This window comes from Rosistilla carotiformis, from assembly GCF_007753095.1.
Lineage (GTDB): Bacteria > Planctomycetota > Planctomycetia > Pirellulales > Pirellulaceae > Rosistilla > Rosistilla carotiformis.
The window spans coordinates 4,129,995-4,144,868 of sequence record NZ_CP036348.1; the positions used below are offsets into that span (position 1 = coordinate 4,129,995).

Annotated in this window: 14 protein-coding genes and 1 pseudogene; 7 read left to right on the forward strand and 8 right to left on the reverse strand. The window is 55.1% G+C overall.

Annotated elements, in window-relative coordinates:
* Nucleotides 1-48: 48 nt before the first annotated feature.
* From Poly24_RS14915 to Poly24_RS14925, 3 genes are all read right to left on the reverse strand, one after another.
* A complete protein-coding gene (locus Poly24_RS14915; RefSeq protein ID WP_145096816.1) occupies nt 49-1,275 on the reverse strand; it encodes a hypothetical protein in 1,227 nt (408 codons plus the stop codon).
* Between the two features lie 522 nt (nt 1,276-1,797).
* Nucleotides 1,798-2,874: an NAD(P)H-dependent oxidoreductase gene (locus tag Poly24_RS14920; RefSeq protein ID WP_197451922.1), complete on the reverse strand. Its 1,077-nt coding sequence runs from the start codon at nt 2,872-2,874 to the stop codon at nt 1,798-1,800.
* Nucleotides 2,875-3,004: 130 nt separating this feature from the next.
* Nucleotides 3,005-3,991: a zinc-dependent alcohol dehydrogenase family protein gene (locus Poly24_RS14925; RefSeq protein ID WP_145096820.1), complete on the reverse strand. Its 987-nt coding sequence runs from the start codon at nt 3,989-3,991 to the stop codon at nt 3,005-3,007.
* A gap of 228 nt (nt 3,992-4,219) precedes the next feature.
* On the opposite strand from Poly24_RS14925, the gene Poly24_RS14930 reads away from it, so the two are divergent.
* Nucleotides 4,220-4,609: a winged helix-turn-helix transcriptional regulator gene (locus tag Poly24_RS14930; protein WP_145096823.1), complete on the forward strand. Its 390-nt coding sequence runs from the start codon at nt 4,220-4,222 to the stop codon at nt 4,607-4,609.
* 687 nt (nt 4,610-5,296) lie between these two features.
* Nucleotides 5,297-6,352 (forward strand): hypothetical protein, encoded by a 1,056-nt coding sequence (locus tag Poly24_RS14935; protein ID WP_197451923.1) that lies wholly within the window; start codon nt 5,297-5,299, stop codon nt 6,350-6,352.
* Between the two features lie 164 nt (nt 6,353-6,516).
* On the opposite strand, the pseudogene Poly24_RS14945 reads toward Poly24_RS14935, so the two are convergent.
* The 3 genes and pseudogenes from Poly24_RS14945 to Poly24_RS14955 form a co-directional block, all read right to left on the reverse strand.
* Nucleotides 6,517-7,020: pseudogene (locus Poly24_RS14945) on the reverse strand (IS5 family transposase); the annotation flags it as partial.
* Nucleotides 6,930-7,181 (reverse strand): transposase, encoded by a 252-nt coding sequence (locus tag Poly24_RS27860; RefSeq protein ID WP_145096833.1) that lies wholly within the window; start codon nt 7,179-7,181, stop codon nt 6,930-6,932. The gene Poly24_RS27860 and the pseudogene Poly24_RS14945, both read right to left, overlap by 91 nt.
* Before the next feature lie 239 nt (nt 7,182-7,420).
* Nucleotides 7,421-7,765, reverse strand: coding sequence for a Fur family transcriptional regulator (locus tag Poly24_RS14955; RefSeq protein ID WP_231753156.1), 345 nt, complete (start codon nt 7,763-7,765; stop codon nt 7,421-7,423).
* Between the two features lie 619 nt (nt 7,766-8,384).
* On the opposite strand from Poly24_RS14955, the gene Poly24_RS14960 reads away from it, so the two are divergent.
* The 5 genes from Poly24_RS14960 to Poly24_RS14975 are packed head-to-tail and all read left to right on the forward strand — an operon-like array spanning nt 8,385 to nt 11,461.
* Nucleotides 8,385-8,795, forward strand: a complete 411-nt coding sequence (locus tag Poly24_RS14960; RefSeq protein WP_145096839.1) for a hypothetical protein — start codon at nt 8,385-8,387, stop codon at nt 8,793-8,795.
* Nucleotides 8,792-10,048 (forward strand): GTP-binding protein, encoded by a 1,257-nt coding sequence (locus Poly24_RS14965; protein WP_145096842.1) that lies wholly within the window; start codon nt 8,792-8,794, stop codon nt 10,046-10,048. The genes Poly24_RS14960 and Poly24_RS14965 overlap by 4 nt, the downstream gene beginning before the upstream one ends.
* Nucleotides 10,049-10,050: 2 nt before the next feature.
* Nucleotides 10,051-10,695, forward strand: coding sequence for a MerC domain-containing protein (locus Poly24_RS14970; protein WP_231753157.1), 645 nt, complete (start codon nt 10,051-10,053; stop codon nt 10,693-10,695).
* Nucleotides 10,695-10,847, forward strand: a complete 153-nt coding sequence (locus Poly24_RS27085) for a hypothetical protein (RefSeq protein WP_197451924.1) — start codon at nt 10,695-10,697, stop codon at nt 10,845-10,847. Before Poly24_RS14970 ends, Poly24_RS27085 begins: the two co-directional genes overlap by 1 nt.
* Nucleotides 10,844-11,461, forward strand: a complete 618-nt coding sequence (locus Poly24_RS14975) for a hypothetical protein (RefSeq protein WP_145096845.1) — start codon at nt 10,844-10,846, stop codon at nt 11,459-11,461. The genes Poly24_RS27085 and Poly24_RS14975 overlap by 4 nt, the downstream gene beginning before the upstream one ends.
* 116 nt (nt 11,462-11,577) lie before the next feature.
* Here Poly24_RS14975 and Poly24_RS14980 read toward each other — a convergent pair whose 3' ends face one another.
* Together Poly24_RS14980 and Poly24_RS14985 are read right to left on the reverse strand one after the other, a co-directional pair.
* Nucleotides 11,578-12,288, reverse strand: coding sequence for a HoxN/HupN/NixA family nickel/cobalt transporter (locus tag Poly24_RS14980; RefSeq protein ID WP_145096848.1), 711 nt, complete (start codon nt 12,286-12,288; stop codon nt 11,578-11,580).
* A gap of 488 nt (nt 12,289-12,776) precedes the next feature.
* A complete protein-coding gene (locus Poly24_RS14985) occupies nt 12,777-14,627 on the reverse strand; it encodes a glycoside hydrolase family 97 protein (RefSeq protein WP_145096851.1) in 1,851 nt (616 codons plus the stop codon).
* Nucleotides 14,628-14,874: the final 247 nt, after the last annotated feature.

The window sequence follows — 14,874 nt, forward strand, 5'->3', positions numbered from 1 at the left end:
GGACATTTTTGAGGACGGCTGCTTCAACCGAGCATGACGCAAGTGAAATCATGCTCGTGACTTCTCAAAATCTTCCATTGCATCAACATCGCCATGGTCATCCAGTGGATAAATAGCGAAATCAGAATCAATCCATTTTTCGCCACTAAGTTGTGACTGCAGATCGCGGCACACCTTCCAAAGCAATTCACGAAATGGCTGTGGTGCATCAACATCCCGGAACTCGGGCAAAGCGTCCACTGCGATTAGCAGGCGATTTGTTAGGGTTCGCAGTGTTTGGCCGGTTCGCTTTTCAGGAGGCCAAACTGCTTCGACGGGGAATGCTTCGATGTCGAATCGGTCCGCGTCGGACTCCAAATTCGACCGACATGCCACTGAGGTCGGTAAGCCGCAATGGGCATGCTCGGCGGAATAGATCAGTGCGACGCGATGAAGTGGATGTGCTTTCTTTGCCTTCTTAAGCGTCGCGGCAATCTGCTTGACAAGTAGTGGTTGTAACTCCAGCGATACCGACTCGATCGTGTCGTTGGTATTTCGAGTGTAAACCGTCGACGAACGGGATTTGTGCGTTGCCTCGCTTTGCACGCTTTGTAGGATCCCAAGTTTGTCGTAGGCATAGGTCAAAATCTCTTGGGATGGCATGAATTCGCGAAGTTCCGGCGTGACTATCCGGAATCGTGCGGCATTCACTTCCGGGGAATCATCCTTCGCCCAGTTTGGCAATTCTCCATTGTGTTCAAATGACTGGCGAAATGAGGCTACGATCCGATCATCGTTCCACTGAAACATTTCGATTGTCAGATGGTCAGACTCGGCAGGCGAATATTTGTAGGTACTGATAATTCGCTGGCGTTCGTCCAAATTACACCGCGTAAACCGAGGACGCTCCGGGTTCACGGTGTAAGCATCTTCGTCTGATTTGTGAGCTGTTGTAATGTCATGAAAGGTGTCCGAGTACATGACCAGAAAGCTGTACCATTCACGCTGGGCTATCACAATTCGATGGTCTTGGTCGAATCCATGTTTTACTTGTCGATAAACTTGCTTCGGTGCGGGACCAAACAATGTTTTGCGGTCCTTCCAATAACCGTCCGATTCACTCGTATCGATGGACCAGTTGAGCGGATGATTAGGGATTAGTAATTGGTCATCCGTATATTGCCACTGAGTAACGCTCGCTTCGATTTCTTGTCGAATGGTGTCGATTCCGTCACGAATACCAATCCAATCTGATTGAAGTTGCTTCCAGACTTCGGTGGGATTATCGATAAACATTTTGTCGTTTTTCTGGTGATCCGTGTTTGTGTTCGCTGCGTTGCCACACGACTCGATGTTGGCTAGAGAATTATAAGCGAATCGAAATGTCGAGAAGCGGTTGGTACGTACCGAATACGTTCGCCGTTTACGCAAAAAATGGTTAACCCTATCGAGTTCCCTCCTACATAATCCTGAGGGCGATCGCCGTTTTGTTCGGGTCGCTAGGGATTGGTTTTAGGAGCAAGGGTTAAATGGCGCCCGACTATAGCCAGCCCGCGGTTCAAGTGAGAGAGTGGCGAAATTGCTGGAGTTGGTGACGCTTCGGGTCAAACGCGGCGAAATTTCAGAGAATTTGGAAAGCTCTCGTGAGTTTGAGGAAACGGGACTTGCGATCTCTCCGCCGTCAGTACTCACTCTTTCTCCCGGTGACTGTTTTGCTGGCGGGCAAGACGGTCCGCGATGAAGTCTCGAACAGTAATCCACCGTCATTCTTACGCGTCTTTCGTGCCAAATGTAATATTCTTCGTTTGCAACGTGTTGCTATACCGGCTTGTGAAGCTTGGTGACTTCAGCCTCAAGGTAGTCTGCTAACGGCAGTTGTCCGAACCAGTCCTGGACCTCGGCAGCGTCGGTTGCACGCAACGTCATGAAGACTCGCGGATTCGGATCGTCCATTTCCGAACGAGCAAACTCGAGCAACCGTCCATCGCGTCGCCATACGTCGATCATTTGGTGTTCGGCGGGTACCAGTCGATGAAATTCCTCGTCGAAGGGTTTGACGAATCGAACGACCACCTGAAATCGGTTTTTCGTATCGACGCTAGAGCCAGGAAAATCCGCAAGGGGCGGGAGCGTCAACAGAGCTTCATCGAAAAGCGACTCCATCCTTCGATCAAGTTCCTGCAATTGCTCTCGGCGGCCCGCATCGCCGATGTGAGCGGGTGACCAGGCAACGAAGGGATCCAGCGGACGAAACCCGTTGAACCAAAAAATGCCATGCTGAATAGGTGCCAAAATTCGATCGAGTGCTGGGTTCACTCCCCAGCCACCATACGTCGCTTCCCCTCCGCCGGTCGTCATAAGAACGAGACCGCGCTTGATGCCCCCGCCAATGCCGCCTTCGAACAACTTGGGACCTCCGTAAATTCGCCCAGCTGCCAAAACGCGGTCGGCCCAACCTTTCAAGATGGCAGGCATCCCAAACCACCAAAGTGGAAAGCTGAAGATGACTGCGTCGGCAGTTTCGAGCTTTTGCATTTCAGCTTCCACGTCAGGAGCGAACCCATCGTTTTCGGTTGCGTGAACTTCTTCGGCCTGTTGCTTGAGATAACCGGAGTCCTTGGTCGTCGTGAAGTTACGACGGTCCGAGACGGGATCAAATTTCAACGCGTACAGATCGCTGAAGGTGACTTCGTGACCGAGCGAAAGAAGTTTCTCCTCAGCGCGTTTTGCAAGCGACGACGAAAAACTTTGTGGCTCATGGTGAGCGTGAACAATGAGTACTTTCATAGGGAATCTCGATAGATCTGGGCAAGACGGCAGATTGAATATCAGTGAAAGAAAATGAACGGGCCAGCGTGTGGCCGTTCCTTCCCGCGGACGATTGGCTCGGGGCAAATGCTCTGCGCAAACACTCAGCCTCGCTGGTGCATGTCGATGCCGGTCAGGGTTCCCCCTTTTCGGTCATTGACTTGGTTACACGTTTCTTGTGGGACGATTAAGCTTTGGCACGGGAAAGGATCATTGGTTAAACCTCAACGACCACTTTTCCCATCGCTTTCCCACTCTCTAAACGGGCATACGCTTGTCCGACTTGTTCGAGCGAAAATTGTTCTTCATCCAGAACAGGCTTGAGGCCTCCCGTCTCGCATATCTGTGTCAAGTCGCGGAGGATTTCGGCGTGTTGTTCTCGGCGGAAGTTGTGCAGCATCGGAATCAGCATGAACACGACGTGCAACGACAAGCCCTTGAAGTGAGCCGGGGTTAAATCGAGCTCGCACATCGAGACAGTTGTTGCGACATGACCGTTGAGTGCCGCGGATTCAAACGAGTTCGTCAAGTTTCCACCACCCACCGAGTCGAATACGACGTCAAAACCAGCGCCGCCGGTATGCTTGGCAACGTACTGTTCCACCGATTCGCTTTTGTAGTTGATGCCCGTTGCACCCAGTTGTTCGATCAGCGCGAGTTGTTTCTCGCCGCCACCGGTCGAGTAGACTTCGGCGCCCCAATGTTTTGCCAGTTGCAGCGCGACATGGCCGACTCCGCCCGAGCCGCCATGGACAAGAACTTTCTGGCCTTGTTGGATGCCTGCGCGTTTCAAGCCTTCATAAGCGGTGATCGCGACCAACGGCAATGCCGCGGCTTCTCGCATCGACAGGTTCTTCGCCTTGTGAGCAATCAAGTTGCTGTCGGCCACGATGTAGTCCGCTAACGTGCCGGGCAAATCGGCCAACCCGCCGGCACATCCATAGACTTCATCGCCCACAGAATAACCTTCCACCCCTTCGCCGACGGCCTCCACCGTTCCGGCAAAATCCATCCCAAGCAGCGCGGGCGTGTCGGGCGATAGAGGCAAATCCTTTCCCATCCTGCGAATCATCGTGTCGACCGTATTCACGCTCGACGCGGCGATCTTGACCAACGCGTGGCCAGCCTTCACTTCGGGTTTCGCAACATCCGCCGCTTCGAACGTCGCGTTTTCGCCATAGCCGTTGATAAGCATCGCTTTCATTTTTACTTTTCCTGTTGTAGGTAGTGGACGAGGTCACGAGTCCCTTCTCTTTTCACAGCAACCGGACGTAGTGGACGAGGTCACGAGTCCCTTTCGCTCCGGGCCAGAAAAAGGACTCGTAACCTCGTCCACTACCAATGCCTCTATTTCCCTTTTGCCATCACGATGCCAATAATACGAGTACGACTTCACAAACAAGTACACACATTCCGGACACGTAGGCACAAAATGGATACCACTAACAAGCCCCGACACACCAGTTACGTGTTGCCCGCCTGCCCTGTTGAAGCGACGCTGGAACTGATTGGAGGCAAATGGAAAGGGATCGTACTTTTCTATTTGCTCGACGGCCGGCTTCGTTTCAGTGAACTCAAGCGGAAGATCGGTTGCGTCACCCAGCGGATGTTGACCAAGCAGCTTCGCGAACTCGAAGCCAGCGGTTTGGTTAACCGAATCGTCTATGCCGAAGTGCCGCCGCGAGTTGAATACGAACTGACCGAAGATGGCAAGTCGCTGCAACCCATCTTGGAATTGCTGAAGAAATGGGGTGAAGAGCACGCAATGGATCTAATTTCTGAACGTCAGAAGTCAGCGGTCGTTGCACAACGAACCGAATGATTTGGACGGTTGCCGCAACGCTGCGACTCTTCCAGTCCGTTGATGGGCTGTCCGTTTCGCACATCACCGCCCCGACTGGGTTCAAATCCACGTAGCCGCTGCATGCCAACAACGACGCCTCATCGGTCAGCAGGCTGGCTTTGTATCGGTCTTGAAAGCACCGTCCCAACGGTACGTCTTAGCGTCACTACGCATTGGCACATCAAACGCATCTACCAGGACGCGTCGGAATGACGACGGCGGTACCGCTCCAGCTTGATCGGGCTCCCGTGATCGAGCGAATCTCATCGTCCGTAGAACTGGTCTTCAAGGTTTGTGCTCAAATCGAGAGTTTTTATGCGAAACACGAACGGCTTAACGTGGTTGAATCGTAACTCTCCTTCGTGAAGTTCTTTGCCACATCAAACATTGGATAGAACAATGCCGACAAATAGTTCCACTCATCTTCTTGCCGCTGTGCTTGCGCTCGCGACATTCGGATTCGGCTACAAGCCAACTCTGGTTTCGGCCCAGTCGGATCGCCCGGGTGCAGGTCAAGCTGGACCGTTTGGCGGAGGCCAGGGCGAAGCAATGCGAGGCGGTCGCAGAGGCGGAGGGATGCAAGGCAGGGGAAAAAGGAATGGTGGTCAAGCAGGAAGTCAGCAGCACGCGCCGTTGATCGAAGTCGGGCAACCGTTTCCAAACACTGTGACGTATGCAGACGATGGAGCGGAGATTATCGTTCCATCAGCAACCAGCGGAAGCTACACCGTGCTCGTACGCGGTTGCTTAACTTGTCCCATCTTTTGGCGAAGCTATCACGAGACCGAAGCTGTCGCTCGCGACTATCAACCCAAAGGCGTCAAATTCTATTTCGTCTATGGTGCATTGGCACATCCTGAGAACAACGGATATGTGCAACCTTTCTCCCTCGACGAAAGGCTGATGCATGTGGCCGAAGCCAAAGAAAAATTGAAGACAACCGTGCCTTGGCTCGCGGACAACATGGACAACGAGATGCGTTGGGCGATGGGAAACCTCCCCAATTCGGAATGCGTGCTCGATCCACAAGGCAAGGTGGTTTATTTCAACTCTTGGAGCGATTCAAAAACGCTTCGTGAATCACTGTCAAAGCTGGTTGGTCCGGTTGCAAATCCAACCCTCGCATCGGATTTGAACCTGCCAACAATTCAAAGAGAGCGGACCGATGCGGTACTTCCTCGCGTGCAGGTTTCAGAACAGCTCACCGGTGTCGTCGTGAAGGCGCACCCCAGCAGTGAACCACTCTACGCCAAACTGCGTTGCGAGGTGGCCCCCTCGGTGATCGAATCGGGGACCGGGCAAATCTATCTCGGGTTTCACCTCGATCCACTTTACGACACCCATTGGAATAATCTCGCAGATCCTCTGAAGTATGAGCTGACCGATTTCAATGGCGCGAAAATCACTCCCGCTAGCGGAGAAGCCCCGAGGGTATCACAAGAAACCGACACCGGCCCGCGTGAATTCCTGGTCGAAATTGAGGGAGCGGACACCTCCAAACCGATTACACTCACGGCAACCTACTACGCCTGCAGCGACTCACCCGCGTTTTGCAAAGCGATCAAACAGTCGTATGAAATCACGCTTCAGAAAGACGACTTTGCCGGTGGCGTCAGTGGGCGTTCCTTCCGCTTTGGCAGTGGTGGACGAGGCAATCGAGGTGGCGGACGAGGAATGGGGCGCGGCGGTGCATCCCCGATTGGCCAAGGGCCTCGCCGCTAGGCACTGTCTATTAAAGCAGTTTGAGCACTCGCCGCATGGCGGCGAGTTGAACGAATGCAAGGTACGAACAGGCAAGTTGATCGTATCGCGTCGCCACAGGGCGAGATTCTTTTAGCCAGCCGGTCAGTCGTTCGATGATATTGCAGCGGCGGTAAGCTTCGCGATCAAAATTCGCAACCCCGTGATTCGTGAGCCTTCGATCCGATGACCGGTTTGATCTGACGGTCGCGGATGAACTGGCGAATCGCGTTACTGCTGTATCCCTTGTCTCCTGCGATCACTTCAGGACGACTGTCGTAGCGATGACGACCTAGTTCACGGCTTGCGATGAGATTCTCAAGTTCCGTCGATTCGTGATGTTGACCGCCAGTCGCCGTGATCCCGAGCAACGTTCCCTCGCCATCGCTTCGCACATGAATTTTCGTCGAGTGTCCGGCTCGATAACGTCCCAAAGCCACGAATTCATCGTTCACTTCGCTCTGCGGATTCATTCCCGAAGCGCTGTGGTGAGCCCGAATGACGCTGCCGTCAACGCACCAAAGCGACCGATCAATTTTCTCCAATGCGTCCAGTCGCTTTAGTAGTGTTTGATAAACACTGTCCCAGAGTCCCTCCTTGGTCCATCGCCGAAATCTCGCGTAGACGGTTTGCCATCTCTCCAGTTGCTCAGGTAGATCTCGTCAGGGCCCCCGGTCTTCGTGACCCAGAGTATCCCATCTACTATTGTGCGATGGTTGCTCCACCGTCGCCCCGGCTTACCGGGTTGCTGCTTGGGTAGCAGATGACGGATTGCCTTGAACTCCCGATCTGTGAAACGATGGCGTGGCATTTCTCTTCCTCCTTGGAGCACTTTGGTAGGTACTCCGGGAAGTTGCCGAATGCGTTTCTGTTTGACCAGATCCGTTTGTTAAACCGTGCCTAGTAGTGACTTCAAGTTCACCACCATTCAATTCGCGTGGGAAATCGTTACTCAGCCCGTTGCCCTTGGGCGAGGTAATGTCGAAAGTTGATGGGGCGTCCGTTGAGTGGGCGATATACGTTTGCTCTGACGGCGAATGGGGTTCCCACCTACTTGCAGTCGTTGCAATGCCCCTGCAACAGAATCTGGGTGACTTCCCCAACCGCCTCGCTGGCACGCTGGCTTCGGGCGGTCAGCTCGACGTCGGACAGGCTAGAGACGGTGCCGCAGTCGACGCACAAAAAATGGGGGTGCCCGGTGTCGTGTTCGTCATTGGGATCGATGGCATCAAATCGCCACACGTGATCCCCGACTTGGGTTCGACGCACCAACTTCACCTCGGCCATGTCGTTGAGGCTGCGAAAGACTGTCGCTTTGTCGACGTTTACGTCCGCAATCCCTTCGACGACTGCGGAATGGGTCAGCGGTTGAGAGGACCGGCGAAGCAGTTGCAAAGTGGCAATCCGCGCCGGCGTGGCTCGCAGCCCCGCATCGCGAACCGCTTGACCAAGTCAAGCGATTCATCGTGTTGGCTCATGAAAATTCCTTAGAGTCTTCCACCTTAAGGTTTCGCAACGGTTTTGCACGTGCGAAATCGATGGCGATTCAAGGAGCCAAACATATCGTTTGCAATTCGATTGCATCTGGGAGTTGACAACCGACGCGATGGCGTCATGATTTACCACAACAACCGCACAGTTGCACACTAAGTGCGTCTGCAGATTGCTGCCGCCGATGGTCGCATCGCGATCCGCACCGGCCCACACTTGGACGTTGTCGCTGCCGATCATTGATCCTTTTCGCATTTGAATGGCAGTGAATCGTTTTTCATGTCGCAAACCACCAACGAAGATCGATCCGATCCATCGCGGAGACGCTCGCCCGAGTGTTGCCGAACCCGGTCGGCGGATCGCAGAGGAAGTCGAAACGTGTCCCGAGCCACAGGAATCCCGTCAGACGGTTGAACGAACGAAAGTTGTCAGAAAGTATCGCCCGCACCCGAACCACACCGCACATGCAACCGTATTGCATTTGCGGCGTAGTTACCCCGGTCTCTATCCTTGGAGAATTCGCGTGTTTCGTCTCTCGATTTTAACTGCTGTTTTCGTCTGCCTGTTGGGGCCCCAGCTTCGCGGCGATGATCCGTCCGCATTGCTGATCGCCGCGTCGCATCAGCGGACGGCTTCATCGCTGCCGCCACTACCTCATGGCACACGGGTCGTTGTCTTGATCCAGGACAGCGGAGACGACTATGCCACGGTCAACGCGAGGGCCCTGTCGGCGCGCGATGCGACGCACATCGTCTTTGACCGCACCGACCAACCTTTACTCATCCAGATGTTCCGCGAACGCTTGACAAGACGACGCGCGATTCCGGTCGAACTTCGCAAGCCATGGTCACAACCTTTGGGGCTCGAGAACGCGATCGCTGACGCCTCACCCCAAACCAGCTTCGCCAACCTTTTTTCAGGGCCGCAACAATGAATCCCTCGGTTTCCACCAAACGTCTTCCCGTCACGGTACTTTCCGGCTTTCTCGGGGCTGGCAAGACGACGCTGTTGAATCACATTTTGACCAACCGCGACAACCTTAAAGTCGCGGTGATCGTCAATGACATGAGCGAAGTCAACATCGACGCAGCTCTGGTCAAATCGGGCGACGCGAACCTGTCGCGAACCGAAGAACAACTGGTCGAGATGTCCAACGGCTGCATCTGCTGCACGCTTCGCGAAGATCTGCTTGTCGAAGTCCGTCGACTCGCTTGCGATGGCCGCTTCGACTACCTGCTGATCGAATCGACAGGCATCAGCGAACCGCTGCCGGTCGCCGAGACGTTTACCTTCGAGGACGAGGAAGGGGAAAGTCTTTCGATGCTCGCCGAACTCGACACGATGGTCACCGTTGTCGATGCGGGCAACTTCATGAAGGATTTTGGTTCCTGGGACGATCTGGCCGACCGGCGGATGGGACTGAGCGAAGATGACACCCGGAACATCGTGGACCTGCTGGTCGACCAAGTCGAATTCGCCAACGTGATTATCGTCAACAAGACCGATCTGATATCGCCGTACGATCTCGAACAACTCAACCGCATCCTCCGCAAACTTAACGCCAAAGCCAAGATCCTGAACACGACCGAAAGCCGATGCGAACTAGCGGAAATCATGGGGACCGGCTTGTTTTCGCTCGACGAAGCCGAATCGCAACCGGAATGGCTGGCCGTTCCGCGCGGCCAGGAGGAGACCGAAACGGAAGAGTACGGTATCTCGAGTTTTGTCTACCGCAGCGAGCGACCGTTTCATCCCAAGCGACTGACCGAGGCGCTCGATGGGGACATGGACGACGGTTTATTCAGCGGTGTGCTTCGCAGCAAAGGTTTGATGTGGATCGCTTCGCGTCACGACTGGGCTTACGACTGGTCGCAGGCCGGATGCTCGATTCGCATGAACCCCGCAGGTTTCTGGTGGGCCGCCGCGCCGGACGACGCATGGCCCGATGACGAAGCGTTGGTCGCGGAGATTCGTTCCAAGTTCGTCGGCGAACATGGCGATCGGCATCAAGAACTGGTGTTTATCGGAAACGCGATGGCCCCACAGCGAATCACCAACATTCTGGACGCCTGCTTGCTGACCGATCTGGAATTTACACAAGGCCCTGAACTTTGGGCCAATTTTGAAGACCCGTTGCCGGGGATCGAACTGGAGCCCGGTGAAGAACTGATGGAAGAGGAGGTTTAAACATGGATGATGCAATGCAAACAACATCGATCGGCCCGCGCGGATCGGAATCACGGCTTGCGGACAGCTCGTTAGCCAATTTCGAATGGCGAGATTGGATCGGGATCGTCGCCTCGATCGGATGCGCGATCCACTGCGCCGCGATGCCTTTCGTGATTGCGTTCCTGCCAGCTTTGGGACTCAGTTTCCTCGCCGATGAAGGTTTCCATCGCTGGATGGCGTTGGCCTGTTTTGTGATCGCACTGGCGGCGTTTGTGCCCGGTTTTCGCAAGCATCGTCGTTGGACGCCCGGCGCGATTGCGATCGTCGGCCTTTCGCTGATCACCTTCGCCGCGTTCGGATTCGCCGGGGATTGCTGTGCGGCTTGCGAGTCCCCCGCCGGAACCGAAGTCGCTGCAACGGCGTGCGCGGCTGCCTGCTGTGAACACTGCACCGTGAACGCGACCGCAGAGACTGAAAGCAACAACCCATCCAATCCGAGCTTTGTCACCGCATCGGTTGTCTCGCCGAACTTCCTGACGGGAATCGCCCCTTGGATCACACCCCTGGGCGGCATCCTGCTGGTCTCCGCTCACCTGCTGAACCGAAGCTACGGATGTCTCTGCGGATGTTGTGAGGCGAAGCCGGCCGCAAAGGTAGCCGAATAATGCCAACACCACCGGGCACATCCGATCTCGTTGTCATCGGTGCCGGTGCGGTCGGTCGGCTGTTCGCCATTGCAGCTGCGCCAGCGGAGCAGCACGCATCGCGCCGGCAAAATATTCCCGATTGGGTCCCCCTGTATGAGATGTCGCCATGATCGACCGCGTTTGGGCAACCGGTTTGTTGAGTCAACAGATCTGGTGTTGGGGACAAGACGTGAAGCGGCCCGAAGGAAACTGGTTGCTCGAGATCGGATTCGAGCGCACCACACCTCCGGAACACCGCAAGGAATGTTCCAGCGTCTATACGTTGGCAATCAACGATCGCACGAGAATCACGCTCCGTGGGTTCGGCATCTACATCGGTGACGACCTGCGGGGAGGAATGTTTATCGAACGCTACGGTTTCACGCCGAAGTATTCGTCAAAGTCTCGCTTGGATTGCCCGCCGTGGTCTACTAACGATCTACCCGACTTTCAATTTCCGGACGCCCAACAACGCGATCCAACCGCCATGCTGTTGCTCGATCTATTGGATTGGATTCGGCAGTACGAGCTGGAAGTCGTCAAGCGACTAGGCATCGATTACCGCCGTAACACGTTGATCCAATGGAACAACGGCAAGCGTCCCTTCATGCCGGCGGAACAAATGGCGTCGTCGTGGCGAGAACTAACCATCGCAATCGCTGCCAATCCAGATGCATGGATCTCTTTGAACGCGGACCAACCCATTTCGGCGGGCAACCGTGCGGAAGAAGGAAGTGAGCGATAGTCGCACGACCACCAAACTTCCAGTCAGGGTTGTAGCCGGGTTTCCTCACTGGAATGAATCTGTCGAGAAGTTCCAGCGAGAGCATTGCGTAGAAAGGATTGAAAGGGAACGTGAACTCAGCCCGCCATAGCGACTCGCGCGGCGTAGAAGACGCCCACGCCCAAGATCAGGATGGCGCGAACGTAGTTCCAGGGCAGTTTGGCCAGGCGACTCTCTTCGCGGATCAAGCTGCCACCGAATCGTTGCAGCAACATGCCGACGCAGGTGAGTGAACTGGCGATACCGGCGGCGAACAGACCGATCACGGCATAGGCCGCCACGGGCGAACCGGTGGACATGCTAGTGAAGTAGGCTGCCAGCGCCGAAGGGCAGGGGAGCAAGCCGAAAGCAACACCAAGCAGGGCACTCATCGAGTAGCTTGATTTTGCCGAGCGTGGTTTTGCATCGTAATCTTCATCGCGATGATGTCGGCAACCACACTTCTTCGCCGGTTTGGCGCGGTAAGCGCCCCACAACATCCAAGTTCCTACGCAGAGAACCAAACCGGCACTGATCCACTGCAACGTCGCCGTCATCGCCTCGTTGTCATGATGGTGATCGCCGGTCACTAAATGATGCGTCAAATGGACGGCCATCGCGATGGCAATCAAGGAGACCGAATGGGCCAGCCCACTGGAGAGCCCCATCACCAACGGATGCCAATAGCTACGTCGCTCGCCCGACAGGTAGACCAACATCGCGGTCTTACCATGTCCCGGTTCCAGTGCGTGCAGCGCACCGAGGAAGAACGCAACGCCGAGCGTCAATTCGTGCGTGTGTTGATGCATGAGGATGCCTGAATCCGAAGACGAGAGTTTGCTTCGGAGACATTACGAAAAAAACAAGCGATCGGTTCACTAAGTGCGTGGCGATGGTGATACCGGTTGACTTGCGATCCTCGTCGACGCCCCACAAAGGCCTGGGATATGTTTATGCTTCGACAACCGAGCCAACAAACGGTGACAAAGGGATCTCCGAGCACATCGGGCGTGGGCGTGTTTCAGGTGATTCCTCGAGGCGGTGCAGAGCAACTCACTTCACCTTGCGGCCAAATGCCGGCAGTATCCACGGGCCCATTCCCCCAACGAAGCGAATTGACCGGCAAACGTCCTGAGACGGTGTGCCCCTACCTCGCAACGGATCAGGAAACGCATCGTTACGACAACTTCCTCGATTTGCCCCATCCTCGGCGCTCGCGCGCCTAAACAGTGCCTCCAGGAGTGCCAACGAGGAATACAAACACCGATGCGTCCGAGACGCTTCACGCGACAAGTCCCTAATCAATTGGATTCGCGGAGATCCAAATCGCCTGCCCGCTTCCAGCACTCATCGTTGCCGTCAGCGTGTCACTGGAGGTGACTTCGCGCGATTCGATGCGGACAAGCTTTTTGTCTTTCGGGTCCTCTGCGTAGATCTTCGCCGTGTAAGTTCCCGGCCCCAGGAAATCGAGGGGGATGTCGAGGCTTCGCGCTTCGTTGACAATGGTTCCTACAAACCATCGATCGCCGCTCTTTCTTGCGACGGTCATGTAGCTACCAATCGCTCCATGGAGCACTTTGGAGTCGTCCCAAGTCGTTGGCATCTCCTTCCAAAACTCCAGTTCCGGAAAGGACTTGCCCGCGTATTGGTTCGCCTGGTCGTACCAATGCAGGTATTGCAGCGGGCTGTAGAAAACGACCCCCAACGCCAACTGGAACGAACGACTGACCACTCGACCATTCAGGTAGCAAGGCGTGTAATCGCCGGCGCCTGCGATCATCCTGGCGAACGATGTGGTCAGGACATTTTGCGGCGGGTTCCCTTTCTCGGCGTGTTCCTCGTTTCCAAGAATCCCTTCGACCGTCAGCAGATGCGGGTAGGTTCTTTCGATCCCGGTAAGGCGGAAGTTGTCATGGATGTCGACGACCAGCTGGTTTTCGCCCGCTTTCTGAATCGCAGAATAAAGGAACTCCATATCGGCTTGGCTTTGCCAATCGACGAAGCCCATCTTGACGCCCCGGATGCCCCATTCCTTGTAGGTTTGGAACGTCTTGTCGAGGTCATACCCCGACATCGCGATCTTGTTGATATAACAAATCAGACCAATCCCATGTTCCTCGCCATAACGAATCACCTCTGCCATATCGATCCCATCGATCACGGTCAGCGGATTCGATTTGGGATCCCGTTCCGGACCATACCAACCGGCGTCGTAGTGCACGTATTGGTAGTTGTTGGCGGCGGCGTAGTCGATGATCGCTTTGGCTCCCGCAGTCGTCAGGCTACTGCGCCAAACCTTTCCCGGTCGGATCCACGATGTGTCCCCCAGCACACTAGGGGGCGATAGATTTTGCAGCAGGTAATGGTTCTCCACCAAGGTCCCTGGAGTATCGGCAACCATGACGACCCGCCAAGGCGTTGACATAGGGCTCGTGCCGGAGACGGTTCCGCGGCGGAATCGGGTGACCAACCGATTCTCGCCCGAGCGATTCAGCATCATCGGCGCGTAATGCTCCAGGCTTCCCGCTTCCGCGATCGCGACAAATTGAGCACCACATTCGACCAGCAACGGCCGGATGCCACGGTCCCCCATTTCCGACAGACGCACTTTCGAATACTTCGCTTGCGGATAATCATCCCAATAGACGTTGTGGTCATCGGTGAATTGGAACTCGCTGTTTTCCGATTTGATCGTGAAGTCGGCCAAGCCCGCCTGCTCAGGAAGGGTGTAACGAAACGCAACGCCTTCGTCGTACGCACGGAAAGTAAGATCCAGCCGTCGCTTCATGCCAGACGCCTCGCGTAGCTCAACGACTTGTTCGTCGTAAGCATCGGGATAGGATGCTTTGGAACCAACGACAGGAACCCAGTTGCCGCGATGGGAAGCCGACCGTTTCCCTGCGACCATAAATTGCTTTGCCCGCGGATCCCCATCGATGTCCAGCGACAGACGCGAGTCGGCGAGAATCACGGTGTCCTGATACGAGACGCTGTAGTGGGGCACTCCATCGATCAAGTTAAAACGAATCGAGTGGTTTTTCGAAGGCGATTGAACCAACACCTCAGCCGCTGAAACGGTCTTTGTCGCCAAGCTCCATGACAGCAAGCAGAGCATCAGTAAGAGCAATTGTTCTAATTTTGAAGTCATTCGTTGATTCCGCAGTTCCAATGGCATGAATGAATAGGTTTTATAAAGTTCTGTTGGGCGTTCGCATGGAGTGATCGATGCCGTGCCTTTGGAGGGACAGGCCCCCGCCGGTAAGTTCTTTATTTGTGCGATGCCGGCACAGCATCCCCAGCTTTTGTGCGATAGATAGAAACGCAATTCATAGTAGACCGGATGCATCGGCAAGACAACGACGAGCCTCGCGTCCGCGAAGCAACACGCGCCCGCA

What these genes read in the sequence shown, in the direction of transcription:
- Poly24_RS27860 (WP_145096833.1), bottom strand. Translation starts at nt 7,181, where the DNA reads ATGCCACGCCATCGTTTCACAGATCGGGAGTTCAAGGCAATCCGTCAT.
- Poly24_RS14975 (WP_145096845.1), top strand. Translation starts at nt 10,844, where the DNA reads ATGATCGACCGCGTTTGGGCAACCGGTTTGTTGAGTCAACAGATCTGG.
- Poly24_RS14970 (WP_231753157.1), top strand. Translation starts at nt 10,051, where the DNA reads ATGGATGATGCAATGCAAACAACATCGATCGGCCCGCGCGGATCGGAA.
- Poly24_RS14985 (WP_145096851.1), bottom strand. Translation starts at nt 14,627, where the DNA reads ATGACTTCAAAATTAGAACAATTGCTCTTACTGATGCTCTGCTTGCTG.
- Poly24_RS14980 (WP_145096848.1), bottom strand. Translation starts at nt 12,288, where the DNA reads ATGCATCAACACACGCACGAATTGACGCTCGGCGTTGCGTTCTTCCTC.
- Poly24_RS14925 (WP_145096820.1), bottom strand. Translation starts at nt 3,991, where the DNA reads ATGAAAGCGATGCTTATCAACGGCTATGGCGAAAACGCGACGTTCGAA.
- Poly24_RS27085 (WP_197451924.1), top strand. Translation starts at nt 10,695, where the DNA reads ATGCCAACACCACCGGGCACATCCGATCTCGTTGTCATCGGTGCCGGT.
- Poly24_RS14930 (WP_145096823.1), top strand. Translation starts at nt 4,220, where the DNA reads ATGGATACCACTAACAAGCCCCGACACACCAGTTACGTGTTGCCCGCC.
- Poly24_RS14965 (WP_145096842.1), top strand. Translation starts at nt 8,792, where the DNA reads ATGAATCCCTCGGTTTCCACCAAACGTCTTCCCGTCACGGTACTTTCC.
- Poly24_RS14915 (WP_145096816.1), bottom strand. Translation starts at nt 1,275, where the DNA reads ATGTTTATCGATAATCCCACCGAAGTCTGGAAGCAACTTCAATCAGAT.